This window comes from Vibrio sp. J2-4 (genome assembly GCF_021728155.1).
In the GTDB taxonomy this organism is placed as follows: Bacteria; Pseudomonadota; Gammaproteobacteria; order Enterobacterales; family Vibrionaceae; genus Vibrio; species Vibrio diabolicus.
Genome location: NZ_JAKKCN010000001.1, coordinates 140,053 through 154,535 on the forward strand (window position 1 = coordinate 140,053; position 14,483 = coordinate 154,535).

General features: G+C 42.6%; 11 protein-coding genes and 1 pseudogene. 3 read left to right on the forward strand and 9 right to left on the reverse strand.

From position 1 onward, the window contains the following. The first annotated feature begins 124 nt into the window (after positions 1–124). A complete protein-coding gene (gene acnA, locus L3V32_RS00590; protein ID WP_237283650.1) occupies positions 125–2,848 on the forward strand; it encodes an aconitate hydratase AcnA in 2,724 nt (907 codons plus the stop codon). An 82-nt stretch (positions 2,849–2,930) separates the two neighbouring features. Here the strand turns inward: acnA and nhaA are convergent, their stop codons facing one another. From nhaA to L3V32_RS00610, 4 genes and pseudogenes are all read right to left on the reverse strand, one after another. After that, the gene (gene nhaA / locus L3V32_RS00595; RefSeq protein ID WP_029852869.1) at positions 2,931–4,274 is read right to left on the reverse strand and encodes a Na+/H+ antiporter NhaA; all 1,344 of its coding nucleotides are present in this window, start codon (positions 4,272–4,274) and stop codon (positions 2,931–2,933) included. Next, entirely contained in the window at positions 4,267–5,259 is a 993-nt protein-coding gene (gene hflC, locus L3V32_RS00600) for a protease modulator HflC (RefSeq protein ID WP_237283651.1), read from the reverse strand. Before hflC ends, nhaA begins: the two co-directional genes overlap by 8 nt. After that, positions 5,256–6,314 (reverse strand): FtsH protease activity modulator HflK, encoded by a 1,059-nt coding sequence (gene hflK, locus L3V32_RS00605; protein ID WP_237283652.1) that lies wholly within the window; start codon positions 6,312–6,314, stop codon positions 5,256–5,258. The genes hflC and hflK overlap by 4 nt, the downstream gene beginning before the upstream one ends. Positions 6,315–6,735: 421 nt before the next feature. Next, a pseudogene (locus tag L3V32_RS00610) lies at positions 6,736–7,038 on the reverse strand (integrase); the annotation flags it as partial. Between the two features lie 374 nt (positions 7,039–7,412). Between L3V32_RS00610 and L3V32_RS00615 the strand changes: the two are divergent. Further along, positions 7,413–7,622, forward strand: coding sequence for a cold-shock protein (locus L3V32_RS00615; protein ID WP_069543965.1), 210 nt, complete (start codon positions 7,413–7,415; stop codon positions 7,620–7,622). 203 nt (positions 7,623–7,825) lie between these two features. After that, positions 7,826–7,981, forward strand: coding sequence for a hypothetical protein (locus tag L3V32_RS00620; RefSeq protein WP_167394233.1), 156 nt, complete (start codon positions 7,826–7,828; stop codon positions 7,979–7,981). Positions 7,982–8,379: 398 nt separating this feature from the next. Here L3V32_RS00620 and L3V32_RS00625 read toward each other — a convergent pair whose 3' ends face one another. The 5 genes from L3V32_RS00625 to gmtY all read right to left on the reverse strand — a co-directional run bounded on the left by L3V32_RS00625 (position 8,380) and on the right by gmtY (position 14,430). Next, positions 8,380–8,634, reverse strand: coding sequence for a hypothetical protein (locus tag L3V32_RS00625; RefSeq protein WP_237283653.1), 255 nt, complete (start codon positions 8,632–8,634; stop codon positions 8,380–8,382). 95 nt (positions 8,635–8,729) lie between these two features. Then, entirely contained in the window at positions 8,730–9,242 is a 513-nt protein-coding gene (locus L3V32_RS00630) for a hypothetical protein (RefSeq protein WP_025768885.1), read from the reverse strand. A 375-nt stretch (positions 9,243–9,617) separates the two neighbouring features. Next, positions 9,618–10,295, reverse strand: coding sequence for a gamma-mobile-trio protein GmtX (gene gmtX / locus L3V32_RS00640; RefSeq protein WP_025768886.1), 678 nt, complete (start codon positions 10,293–10,295; stop codon positions 9,618–9,620). Next, positions 10,295–12,973 carry an integrase family protein gene (locus tag L3V32_RS00645; protein ID WP_237283654.1) on the reverse strand — a complete coding sequence of 893 codons (2,679 nt, stop codon included), beginning with the start codon at positions 12,971–12,973 and terminating at the stop codon, positions 10,295–10,297. Before L3V32_RS00645 ends, gmtX begins: the two co-directional genes overlap by 1 nt. Then, on the reverse strand, positions 12,973–14,430 hold the full coding sequence (gmtY, locus tag L3V32_RS00650; RefSeq protein WP_029865152.1) for a gamma-mobile-trio recombinase GmtY: 1,458 nt from the start codon (positions 14,428–14,430) through the stop codon (positions 12,973–12,975). Before gmtY ends, L3V32_RS00645 begins: the two co-directional genes overlap by 1 nt. Positions 14,431–14,483: the final 53 nt, after the last annotated feature.

Below are 14,483 nucleotides of genomic sequence, written 5' to 3' on the forward strand. Positions count from 1 at the left end.
GGTTATAGATTTTCAGCTGATCAAAGCTATTTGGATATGGGAAATATAAAAATGTCCCAGAAAACAGTCTATGACAAGGAGGTGCCTTTTATAAAGGTCAACCATCATTGAAAGGAAACAAATCATGATACCCACTAACGAGAAAACATGGCGCCAAACATATCTAAGGTCACTGAATTTAAAAGGTACAGAATATAGATACTGGTCATTAAAAAAACTTGCCCAAGATTATCAAGTAAACCTGTCCAAAATTCCCGTAACTAAACGTCTGCTTATTGAAAATGTAATGCGACAAACCTCTGATTTAAAAGAGTCATCTCGAATTATTGAAGCATTGCTCTTTAAAAATAAGGCTCTCGACTCAGAGAACAACGGTCATTCATCAGAATTGAGCTTCTATCCTAGTAGAGTACTGATGCAGGACTATACTGGGATACCTGCTTTAGTCGATTTAGCCGCAATAAGAGATGCAGTAGCTAAAGAAGGCGGAGATCCGAGTTATGTAACACCTAAATGTCCGGTTGATCTTGTCATTGACCATTCGTTAATTGTTTATCAATCAGGTTCAGAATCTTCGATACAAACAAATCGTGCACATGAAATGGCACGAAATAGAGAGCGTTATACATTTCTAAAATGGGCACAAAAAAACTTCCGTAACTTGACCGTGATCCCTCCCGGTAAGGGGATATGCCATCAAGTTAATCTGGAATATCTATCTCAAGTTGTGCGCGAAGACGAAAAAAGAGTGTTAACACCAGACACGGTAATAGGAACCGATAGCCACACCACTATGATAAACGGGTTAGGCGTGTTGGGTTGGGGAGTGGGAGGCATAGAAGCCGAAGCTGCAATGCTTGGTCAGCCACTAAATATCGCTATCCCACGAGTTGTCGGAGTACGTCTTGATGGGCAATTGCGTCCCGGTGTGACTGCGACCGATTTGGTTTTGACGATTACAGAAAGGTTAAGGTCTCATGGCGTGGTTGGTAAGTTCGTTGAGTACTATGGTGACGGCTTAGCCACTCTATCGGTGGCAGACCGAGCAACGCTTGCCAATATGGCACCAGAGTATGGAGCCACTTGCGGATTTTTCCCAATTGATGAAAATACTATCGCCTATTTAACCCTGACAAACCGCCCTTCTTCACTGATTGATAGAGTGCGGGCGTACGCTCTAGAGCAAGAGCTATGGTGGGATACAAACCGCCCTTCACCAGAGTATGACGAAAATGTTGTAGTCGATTTATCTGCTATCGGTACCTCAATAGCAGGGCCCAAACGACCTCAAGACAGACTTAATATCAGCGCCATTAAGCAAGCGACTCTTGACCAATGTGCTATTGAAGGTGCCGCAAACTCAAGCCAGCCAGGCTCATCCAGACCCTTACATCATGGTGATGTCGTCATTGCAGCTATCACCTCGTGCACTAACACGTCAAACCCCGCTGTTATGCTGACTGCGGGTTTGGTGGCTAAGGCAGCAGTTAAAAAAGGGTTAACCGTTCCTAGCTACGTCAAAACTTCTCTCGCACCCGGTTCATTAGCTGTCGCTCGATATCTCAATGATACGGGTTTGCAAGACTACCTCGACCTATTGGGATTTCATCGAGTTGGATACGGTTGCACAACATGCATTGGTAACTCTGGCCCATTAAAAAACAATCTTGAAACTGAGATCTCGGAAAACGGCCTGAATGTATCGGCGGTATTATCAGGTAATCGCAACTTTGAAGGTAGAGTACACCCCTCTGTTAGCCTAAACTGGCTTGCCTCGCCACCTTTAGTCGTCGCATTTGCGTTAGCGGGTACGACCTGTATTGACTTAGAAAAAGACCCAATTGCGCTCAATAGTAACAACGAGCCCGTCTATCTAAAAGATCTGTGGCCAAGCCAAGCCATGCTGGATGAAATGCTAAATCAAGTCCATGAGAGCCACTTTAGATTGAGCTACAGCGACATTACTGAAGGTGATGAAGAGTGGGAACAATTGTCAATGAAAGATAGCCCCTGCTACCCTTGGGACGAAGGCTCCACTTACATACAACGCCCTCCTTTTTTGGAAATACCACCGCCGACTTTTCCTGTTGAATCAGCGCGTGTATTAGCCATTTTGGGGGATTCAATTACGACCGACCATATTTCACCAGCAGGCCGCATTTCAGAACATAGTCCGGCGGGTCAATATCTACTTTCAAAAAACATCACACCCGAAGAGTTTAATAGCTATGGTTCACGCCGAGGAAATCATCACATCATGGTTCGTGGGACTTTTTCAAATGTACGTTTGGAAAACAAAATCGCCTCCCCGACGATAGGCGGTGTCACGCGATGTTACGGCGATACCAAACTGGATGACTGTAACATGTCAACCACTGAGAAAGCGCCTCCCATCATTCCTATTTACGACGCCAGCAGGAGGTCAATCGAACTTAACGTTCCGTTGGTAATATTTGCTGGCAAAGACTATGGTTCAGGCTCTAGTCGTGACTGGGCGGCAAAAGGTTGTTTGTTATTGAATGTGAAAGCGGTCATCGCGGAATCGTTTGAGCGAATTCATCGTAGTAATTTAGTCGGTATGGGCATACTGCCTCTTCAACTGATGCGACCAGATGAATTAAATTCACTGACTTTAGAGGGTAATGAGACTGTTTTTATTGCCCCCCACGAACCTATAAAGCCGTTATTGGAGCTCAATATTATCGTAGTAACAGCGCAAGGTGCTGAGCTCACCATACCTGTTACTGCTCGTATAGATAACCCTAAGGAACTGGAGTATTTTAACTCGGGGGGTATCCTTCAATATGTTCTGAAGCAGCTGACAGCTAATATCCCTAAAATGTCATAGTGAAGTCTCGCGTCTTAGATTACGGTGTAGCAGTCTGCGGTACTTTTTCACCGCAGGCTTTCTATACATTTCAGATTCAGATTTAGATGTTGTTCTGTTTTTCTCTTACAGAGAAATACCGTAAAAAAGTGAGGCCGAGTAAAGCTGAACAGATGGAAGCTGAGAAAATTCCAAGTTTTGCTGCATTAATTTGATCAGTGCTATAGGCTAACTCTGAGATAAACAATGCCATCGTAAAACCAATGCCAGCTAGCATCCCACCCCCCAAAATCATTCCCCAATTCATATTTTCTGGAAGCATGGCTACCCGGAGTCTTACGGATATCCAACTGAACAGCACAATACCTATAGGCTTGCCAAAAACAAAACCCAAAAAGACAGCAAAAGTAATTGGAGAAGTTGCGTTCGTACTGGTTAGTGAAATCCCAGCATTAGCAAAGGCGAATAGTGGTAAGATGATAAACCCGACCCAAGGATGAAGTAACATTTCTAAGCGCTCGACCGGTGAAAGCGTTTCACGGGCCGCCGCAGCAGCCGTCCTTAAAGTCTCTCCTTCAATCTTATCTCCGCTCCATTGCTTCATAGGAGATGATGCCACTATTGAGTTCACAATAGTGGAGAGGTGTTGCTTGCTGACCCACTTATTTGTGGGGGTTAATAAGCCTAGAATCACACCAGTAATTGTCGGATGTATACCAGACATGTCGACCGACAACCATATCATTCCTCCAACAAGAGAGAAGAGTACAATACTGCGAACTCCCAAGAAGCTCATACCTCGAACAATAATAAAACCTATCAATGCATAAACGACGGGCCACCATTCAATGTCATTACCATAACCAATAGCCACAACAAAGATTGCGCCAATATCATCGACTACGGCCATTGATAACATGAATATTCGTAAGCTACTCGGAATACTTCGTCCTAAGAGCGCTAGGCATCCGATCACAAATGCGGTATCCGTCGCCATCACAGTCCCCCAACCATGATGCCCTGGTTCACCAAATTGGATAAATAAATAGAAAAGAGGAGGCAACAACATCCCACCAAGAGCGGCAGCAATGGAAAGTACAGCTAATTTAGGATTACGAAGTTCACCTAGCATCAACTCACGCTTAAGCTCTAAGGCAATGAGAAAGAAAAACAAAGTCATTCCTGCATCGTTTATCCATTTGTGCAAAGAACGCTCAAAGACTAAATCACCGAAAGTAATCCCTACCGAAATCTGCCAAAAATGAGCAAACTCTTCACTTAGATTTGAATTGGCAAGTAAAACAGCAAGTACTGCTGAAACAAATAGAACAATGCCTGCTGCGGATTCAATATGTATAAAACGGTTTACTGGTTGAGCGACCCAATCAATGTATTCTTTTGGTAATCGAGTCGGATTAGTTGGTGCTATTGGGATTTTTTTACTCATTGTTTTCAACTGTAGGTATTAAGTTACCTTCAATGCTATTGAGAAACTTGAATATGTCACTGTTAGTAGATAAAACAAGCGTTGTATTTTCTGAAATGATAGTTGAGTAAGACTGCATTGTTCGCGTGAACTCATAAAGGTCTCTCGCTTGAGGGCTTTTATTGTAAGCTAACGAATAAATTTCGGCGGCTTTGGCATCAGCTTGTCCGCGAATCTCTTCGACTTCACGATAGGCTTCAGACTGGATTTTATTCAAATCTCTGATGCGGTCACCACGAATCCTCGCAGCTTCCCCATTCCCTTCGGATAAAAAACGTTCCGCGATTTGCCGACGCTCACTAATCATTCGCTCGTAAATTTTAGGGCGAACACTTTCATTGTAATTAATACGTTTGAAGCGAATATCGAGCAATTCAATACCAAATATCTTTATTTTTTCTGACGCAGCAGAGAATATTTCTTGTTCTACTAGTTGACGCCCTTTTTTAATAGGAACAAGGGTGCCAATTTTTAACTCTCCTTCAGTGTCACTTAATAAGGCATCTCGTAACGGTTTTCTGTTTTTGTTGGTACGAATTATTTCGATTAGTTCATGCTTTGCGACAGCATTTCGCGTCTCACTTCCCAAAATATCGTCAAGACGAGATTGTGCACTACGCTCATCTTTGATTCTTAAAAAGTATTGAAGTGGGTCGATTATTCGCCACCGAGCGAATAAATCAACTGAAATATACAGCTTATCTTTTGTGGGCATATCGGAAGGGTTGCCATCCCACTCCAACACTCTTTTGTCTATAGTGTTAATCTCATGAATGAATGGCATTTTTATCTTTAACCCGGCATCCACAACAGGTTCTCCTATTGGCTTCCCAAACTGAGTAATAATGACCTGTTGTACTTCACTCACGGTGTAAAGTGCGTTGTATATACCAAGAGAGACACATAAAACTAATGCGGTTATGACTCCTATTTTTTTCGGTTTCATTGTGCATCTCCTTGTGTCTTATTGAGATTAAGTAAAGGTAAGATATTGTTTGCTCGCTCATCAATGATAATTTTGGCCCGAATATTCGGTAATACAGCTTGCATGGTTTCTAAGTAGATTCTTCGTTTGGTCACTTCTGGAGCTTTAACGTACTCAAACAATAGTGCATTAAATCGCGCTGTATCCCCCTCGGCTTCATTCACTCTTTTTAAACGATAACCATCAGCCTCTCTGATCCTTTGATCTTTTTCTCCTAAAGCTAAAGGGATTACTTTGTTGTAATCTCGACGAGCTTCATTAATAAGCTTTTCTTTTTCCTGTTGGGCTTGGTTCACTTCGTTAAATGATGCCTGAACAGGTTGAGGAGGGTTGATGTTTTTCAATTGCACTTGGTCAATGCTTATCCCTAAGGCATATTTCGTTGAGAGCGCCTGCATTTTTGAAAGCGCTTCATATTCAATTTCTTGTCGGCCTATTGTGATCACTTCATCCACAGTTCTATCCCCGACAACTTCACGCATTACGGACTCAGAAACATATCGAAGCGTTTCACTAGGTTCCCGGACTTCGAACAAAAACTTAATAGGTTCAGAAATTCGATATTGAACTACCCACTCCACAAGGGCAGCATTTAAATCACCAGTGACCATTTGTGTCTCTTGGCGACGATCGTTCACTCTGGGACTTTGGTGAGGATCATTAGCTCCTGGCGTCGTAAAACCAAACTCTTGTTTCAACTGACGTTTAACTGGAACTATTTTTACCGTGTCAATACCAAGTGGAACCTTGATGTGGAGCCCCGAAGGAACATTATTTACATACTTACCAAAGCGTTGTACGACAGCGACAGAATCACTTGGAACGGTATAAAATGTTGACCATAAAATGAGAGCTAAAAATAAAATAATAAATGGAGAAAAAAAGCTCGATGGTCCGCCACCGATAAGAATTTTCTTGAAGTGCTGAAGAATAGTATGAAAAGCTTTTTTCAAATGTGGAGGATCTTGCTGACCTCCGCCCCAGGGGTTTCCTGAAGAATTGTTACTTGGGAGCATGAGCATGCCCTCCGGCTATAGGTAAGGAATTTGACCTATGCAAAATTGAATGAGGTAGGTAGCGCTTAATCAACTAGAGTAAATTGTGTGCAGTTTACGATTAGTTACTAAGTGTTGCCTTAGGATAGGGACGGTCTATTTAAACTTCTAATATAATCAGAAATTATTAGCTAGTATGATTCTAACTATATCTCAAGCTCTACAGTAACCCCTAATTACTAGGACTAGGCTCTTTTTATCGCTAGCGTTATGCGACGTGTAGTTATGTGAGAGCATACATCTTTAACTATTATTATAGGTTATTTATGTCCGCATAAGGACAGATTTGGCGATTTTTCTACAACGGAACAAGCCTTGTAGAAAAGTATTACTCGAAAAAACTAAGAGAGCGGCCGTTCTAGCAAAAATCGGGATAAGATAAAGCAGAGTAGATCCATTGACTGATACTCTGCTGAGTTCTAGGAGTGATTTCATAGTGCACATCAGTGCCCGTTTTTTGCTGGATGCATTGAACCCTCTCATAAATCACTCCTTGCGAAGAGACATCGTATACGTGTAGTTTTCGTAAATCACTCGCTCTCAACTTACTATCAATGGCTAGGTTTAGCAGAGCAAGTTGCATTAGGTCGTTTTCAAGCTCAAGCCTGGTTCTGATTCGCCAGATTTCTTCAAGCTTAAATTGCCTTTTTATGCCACTGCACTTTGTACAAGATAACTTTCTCATGATGACCTCCTCTCAATGTTGTTGGTCAACATTAAGTTTGGCAGTCATATTTAATAGGGGGCTGATACAAAACGATGCGCCTTAGAAGTTTTTGGACATACTCTTCCATCCACGGATTCTGGGCTAGATTGTTACTACAACTTTAAACTTGTAGGGATTAACTAAATTAAAATAAAGGTATCTTTAATTAAATAAGTCTGTATAGTGTTTCTTGCTCTGACAAAGAGTTGTTTCAAGATAAAGTATAAAGAAAGTCTTCCAGCGTCATTCCTAGCAAGTTTCTCTCTGTAATCTCCCTTAATTCGCTATCCTAAAATAATACCTATGTTCAGTGCACCTTAATTTTTAATTTTTAATTTTATAAGGGGCATAATATGTCTAATCAAGTAATTGGTACAGTAAAGTGGTTTAACGAAACTAAAGGTTTCGGTTTTATTTCTCAACAAAATGGCGATGATTTATTTGTTCATTTCCGAAGCATTTTAGGCGATGGTTTTAAGAAGCTTGTTGAAGGTGATAAGGTTTCTTTTACTGTAGGTAAAGGGCCAAAAGGTCTTCAAGCAGAAAATGTAGCGACTATTTAGTCTCACAGTTGAATTTTAACTACCTTGTCATGTTTGTGGCAAGGTAGTTGCTCTGACAAAGAGTTGTTTCAAGATAAAATATAAAGAAATTTTTCCAGCGTCATCCCTAGCAAGTTTCTCTCTGTAATCTCCCTTAATTCTCTATCCTAAAAATAATACCTATGTTCAGTGCACCTTAATTTTAAATTTCTAAGGGGCATAATATGTCTAATCAAATAGTTAATAATGAGAATAGAATTAATAAAAATAATACTATTCAAAATACCGAAACTTCAATCAATAAAAAAACACAAGTTAATAGCCTTCTCCAAAGAATTGCCAATGGTGAAAGTGGTGTTGTTTTGGAGGAAATACTTTGAGAAATAATGGTCGAAAGAAGATCTGGTTTAAGTTGAAAAAGTTCGAATCAAACACTAAAAAAACTAATTAAAATGATTATCCTGTTTGTAAAGGGTTGCCATCTGGTAGCCCTTTCTCGTTTTATGCTATAGCCAAATTGTTTAACTAGAGATTAGTTAGCATAGAGGCCTATACCTAAGCTTCTAACAAACTTAGGGGCAAAGACGTGTTTGTCGAGATCGACGTCAACACGTCCTTGGACAAAAGCACGTTAGAGTATGGGTTCTAATGTGCGAGACTTGGATTAGAAAAAGTATCTTGAAGCCTTAAACGTTTGTTATGCGTGTAGTTACATTTTTACGGAGCCAATAATGAACTGTAATAGTTGCTGTAGCTGCCAAACAATGGCTTGTACTGTTCAACAATAACCACCTTGCCCTCCAATACAGATCGACTTGCAAATAACCTGAACAACCTCCCCATGCTCTAACTTTACGGCTGCTCTATAAATGTGGATGCTTCGGCTTTTATCAGGAGCATTAGTGTTATCCCACGAAGATAGAACCACGCCGTGATGAGTCTCTATAAGCTTTCCTCGAAAAAAGCCAACAGCTATAACAATTCCAATATCAAGGAAAAATAATATGTATTTTGCAATTTGCTTCTTTTGCATATTATTTCCTCCAAGCACATAACGCCACGTTGCGAATCCCTCTTGAGAAGTTTGTTAGTTTGTTCTCAGCTGTACCCAAGGGGTTTATTTATCGCTTAATTTTCTTCTTTTTTTCTGGGAATAAAAAAAGCAAACCCACCTGGCGAAGACGGATGTTCATCGCCATACCAACTTGAGCGGGCCCGTATTACTTCTGAATTACTTTCTTGTAGTTTGGAGAATACTAGATTGAATCCAAACCTTAACAACGAGATAAACTGCTCTGTACTGAATTGTGAAGTAATAAAATCTTCCCCACACTCAGCAGTTGAGATCGATATCTCTTCGTCAAGGCCAATACAGCTAATGATTATTTCTCGCACCTCAAAGTTGAAAGTTTGGCTAAACTCAACTTGCTCACCTTGTGACTGCTGTAAATCAAAAGCAGCATCAGATGTAAAGCCGTCGCATGTTAATAGAGAGATATTGTAAAGTCGTTTATCCCCTTTTAGACTTATTTGTGAAATGCGATGTTTAGATAAGTCTCGACTGTTTGGCTCAATGAACTCTTCTAAAATTATGTCGCTAAACTTTTGGCTAACACAATAATGAGGGTCTGTGTCATACATAATATTTTCTCTCTCACCACACTGAAATATGCAAACTAACACCCTGTTAAGGTGTGAGCAACGCAATACCGAAGTTGCAACATACCACCTTAAACACTAAAACCAACGCATAGTAAAAATGCCACGCGTTGAGGGGCTGCTTAAATTGCTTGTTATGTAATTGCGTGTTCGGACTTTATTGTTGCCACCAGACTACTAAAAACGCCCTTGTACTCAATGTTTTTTTGATGGATTTGAGTGCGAAAGCCAAATTCGAAGTGGGGGGGACAACGATTTCAAGACCGTGAAATTCAGCGAGAGACTTTGCTTCTTGAGCCTGAGATACAAGCCGAAATGAACTAACTAAGTGAGTTCATTTCGGCTGCCCACTTGCCATTAGTCATCTACCTCACCCAGTAGCTTGCGCAGCCCTGTGACAAAGCCCCTAGGGAATACTTCGCTGTTGTATTCCATGTCTTTTACTTGCCCCGCCTGAGTATATTGCCAGTCGTTTTTTTCCATACATTCATCAGAAATGGCATACGCTAAGGCTTTTTTCTCTGATTCGGTGAGTACGCCTGATAGAGATGGCAGCACTTCCACGCTCACTTCTGCGGTGGTATCAAACTGGCGTACAGGGCGTTTGTCGATGGTAATATTGGCGTGTTGCTTGAGCAAATTGACCTCTTTGCGGTAGCGGTTACGTTCGGCAATGATTTGACCGAACAAGGCGCGAACCGCAGGGTCTGGGATGCGCTCTAACAGTTTATTGTCCGCAGGGATTGATTTAGAGCGTGAGGTGTTGGATAGCGGTTTTTTGGTATTGGTATTGCACTTCGCTGCCCATGCTTCGATGAGTGTTCGGTAGTGCTTGTTACGGGTGGCACGCAAAGCCTCATACGCCAATCCGCCATTTTCGGCTGACACCCGTCCAATTTGCGTGATGGAGAAGTCACGCTGACCTGATTCCGCATAGGCTTTCAGTGTGTCGTTGAGCTTATCGAGGTTGTGCTGCGTGCGAGGCACCTTGCCTTCTTTTAAGTCAGCCAGAATAACATCAATATCGAGTTCCATTAGCCCTCCAATAAGTTCGGTAGTGCGATGCCATCTAGGTGAATGGTTTTATCAGTCAGTGCATGAACACCCTGAGATAACAGTTTGTTATCGTTCAGGTATTCTCCCGCTTCGATGTAGTTCGCCACCTTGCGGTAGCCTTCAAGTTTGTCATCAGGGTCAGCAATTTTCGCCATTTGACGCAACATGGCATTGGCAGCGATGAGCTGCTGTTTGTCGTCCATTTCCATAAAAATCGGCTCAAAGCCTTTTTTCATCAGCACACGGCTAAGTTGACGAGAGCGCTTTTCTATCGCGGGGGTTTTACGCAGCTCGTCCTGTAAGTCAGGGTAAAACTCCGCGTTATCACACAGCAGTGATAAGTGCAGTAACTCTGAGTCGGTTTCGATAAACCTCAGGGCATGACTTACATCTTGCTCAGAGCCAACCGCAATCAGCTTATCTTTGGCGTCATCTTCATTTCTGGTTTCTTCGACACGAATTACTTTATTGATAAGCTCAAAGCACGCAATCCAGTCTTTGGCGTATTCATCAGCTTCGACTTGCTGTTTTTCATAGCGGCGCTGTAGGGCTTGCAGTTCATCGTACTTGATAAACAACTTGCCTTGCTCCTCACAAAAGAACTGTTCGTCTTTGAGAGCTTCCAGTTTACCTTCAATCTCAACAGATAGGCTCGCGGCCTGATGCGCTTTGTAGCTCAGTTGATTGAAGCAGGCATTGAGTGCAGGAAGGTAACGTGCTTCGGTAATAAACCAGCGGCAGCGAGAGCAGTTTTCAGGGCCGTGAGGTACGCTAGAATAAATGCGATGTGTGGCAGATTTGGCATCTCTTATCAACTCGCCACCGTTCCAACAACCTCCAAGGGTACTGGCTTCATTTGATTTAACGGTGTTGCCACCAACCAGACACATCCCACACGAGCGCTCCTCCCAACCTATCGGGTTACGGTTAACCAGCGCCGCCTGAATGCTATCATCGTTGTGATACACCATCTTGCATTGTATTTGCTCCATCGAGGCATCTTTGAGGAAATTGCGTACCGATTGCTTGGATTTTTCGTCTAGCTCTCCATGCGCTTCATCCATTTTTTCTGCCATCACCGATGGGGTGATTTTGTTATAGTAGATAGTCATCAACAGGCGCGTATGCCCTGCCAATAGCTTAGAAATCACGGGCAATGGCAGTTGTGAATCCATCGTATAAGCCGTGATGAGTGAGACACGCAAACTGTGCAAAGGAAAGAGTGTGGCACTCATATCCCCTTTACTCTTACCTTCCGGGTAATCCACAACCAGTTTTAAACGTTTGCCATTTTCAAGTGTATTACCTTGCTCTGCAAGTTGGTTTTCTAACTCAAGGAGAAGTTGATACCAAAAAGGAGCTGTTGCGGTGGCACTGATAGGTTTGTGCTTATCCTCACCCTTTGCTGAAGCATCACGAAACAAAAAAGCAATTTCGCCCATGCTCTCTAGTTGTTTGTCCGATTTTTTATTGACAGTGTGCTTTTTCAATAATGCAGTGCAGTCGGTAGGCTTTACAATCGGGTTGTATTTTTCTTGCCAGTTACGCAGTTTTTCCAGCCAGTACAGCATCTCTTCGTTCTGCCAAGGGATGATGTAACCACGTTCCAGTTCATCTTTGTTCTGGTCAGCGGTCTTGTTGGTGTTGATATACAACCCTGTTGAATACAGCCCTGTCATGGTGTCATGTATGCGGCGGAAAACACCTTTCCCAAAAGGGCGCTTTTCACTTCCAAGAACAAAATCATGTTGGGTATTCACTACCCATTGACCATTTTCGTATCGCCACGTATCGGCCTCTCCACTGTCTAGCATACGTACCTGATAGGTACGTAGAGGGAGATGGAGCTTCATAAAAATCACCATCGCTTTTACAGGCGACCAGATTTGGTGAATAACGGTAGGCACTGCTGCTTTGTCTCCCTTGGGTTTGCGTAAAACCTCTTTGCTACGCCACACACAGTCAGGGTCGGATTTATCAATCAGTTCAGGCTCGACTTCAAACCAGTCACCGCCTAGAGAACCATGTCCTGTCTGATGCTGCGCCCAAGTCCAGTGCTTAAAATGGCGATAGTAATAAGCTGAGAGAAAGGAATCATCGTCCTTGAGATTTTTCTCAATGACCGCAAGTTCGGTTTTATCAGGTAACGGACAAAGGATTTGGCGCAAGTCCTGAATATAGCGATACGGCAAAGGGGTACGTACGGTTTCCGCAGTATTAAATTGTACTTTAATTTTATTGAGCGGGTTTTGAACTAAGAAAGTAAGGTTGCCATTATCATCTTCTTCGGAGAACACTTTTTCAATAACAAAGTCGATGAATTCATAAGGATAGTTCACGCCTTTATAGATGAAAGCGGGGCTGTTTTGCGTTTTTTTAACCAGTTTTTCCAACTCTTCGCTAGAGCACTTATGTCCATGGTAGCCCTTAAAAAACAAATCTATATTGCCGATGGCATAGGGTGCATATTCAGCAATATAAGACTCAAAGAAGCGGCTTAACGCCTTCCGCTTGTCATCGACACCAGATGTTTGTGATGCCATCCACTCAGCCGCCAGTTCCTGCCATTGTTGCCATTCGGCACCAAGTGTGGTCAACATCCAAGAGAAGGTTAAATCCGATGCGCGTCCGTCATGTTTTTTGCCTCTACTCGACATTATTTACCTCTCAATTTTGGATGCTTGCCAGTGAAGTAGCCCTGCGGGTCGACGTCATCAAAACCATTCTCAATCAGAGTTTTCCAGTCGAGCGCTTTGACTTTGGATTCAGGGTTTGCCAGTTGCAACGTCGCTTGGGTCAGTTCGTCAGAGATTTCCTGCTGACCTTTTCCTGTGTAGGGGATTTGTGAGTCCAAAGACTTGTGGTGCATACAGCGGCGAATCACCAAAGGGTTCAGACCTGAACGCTCTAACCGTCTGCCGTAATTATGTCGGTGCCCATGTGGATCTAAGCCTTCTGCCTTGCTCGGCTCTAAACCAATGCGCTTCAAGCCGTTGGCGTAGTTATCATGGAAAGCGTTTATGGTGTAAGGATTGCCTAACGCGCTGTGATGAAACGCAATAAACGCATAAGGGTGATGGCATTCGATGCTAGCACGGTACTTTTGATAGGTTTTCCACAGTGACATAAACACTCTGCCATAGTCGGTGGGAAACCATTGAACCTGTATGTACTTATCTTTATGGTCAGGCAAACGCCATTTCCTACCAAGATGAGCAGTACCTTTCATTCGTATTCGAGGGATACGCGCATACTTTTCTTTTAAGTATGTTTCTCTATTCTGATTTTTAGAACGCACTTCAAGATCACTTGGCGCTTTACCGTCGATTTCATCGTAAATTCGAACGATAGCGCTATCCGGTTTATAGGGGGCTTCAAACACATCTGTGACCCAGAGCGTTAAAGCCTCACTTTCGCGTAGCCCGCCACCGTGCATAAGCATGAGTATTAACTTATCCCTGAGAGCCACTCGTGGGTCGCTCGCGCCACCAATGCCATTTATATAAAAGTCTTCCCAATGCTTTTCAGGAAAGGCGATAGCATCATCTTCGGTTTTGGTGAGTGGTATGCGTCCCTTAATGGTTCGCGCCTTACGGATGGTTTTATTGACGGTTTTATCTTCGATATGGCCGAGGAAATCATTTTGGTTTTTTCTATACCATGCAGCGTAATTTAATCGCTGCTCATGAGGTGTGGCATCGCGCAAAGGATTCATAGGTGCCGAGCCTTGCTTGTCTGACAGCCAATCAGTGAATGCCGTCAGTCGGTGAATGTGCTTATTCACGTTACTGGTTGAACTTGGCACCCAATACAAACTTGATGGATCAAGTCCATCTTCACCAATCGTTCCTGTGTATAGCCGCTTAGAAAAGGTCTGAAAGAGCAACTCCGGATCGTCAAACAATCCTCTATTTGCTTCCATATAATCCAGCAACAAGGATACAGCTTGAATAAATCCATCCATGACAGAGTTACTCACCCCGTCCGCTTCTAGCTTGAGTAGGTAGTCTGTGACTGTACTTAACTCTCCTTGCTCTGTTACCAAGATAGACAGTTGGCTTTTGATGCCCGTATTGTCTTCTACAATCGTCGCTCTGACTTTTACTGATGACAAATTATGCTTTTTCCATACACAGTATACATATAATTTACTGTATTCCTATAATT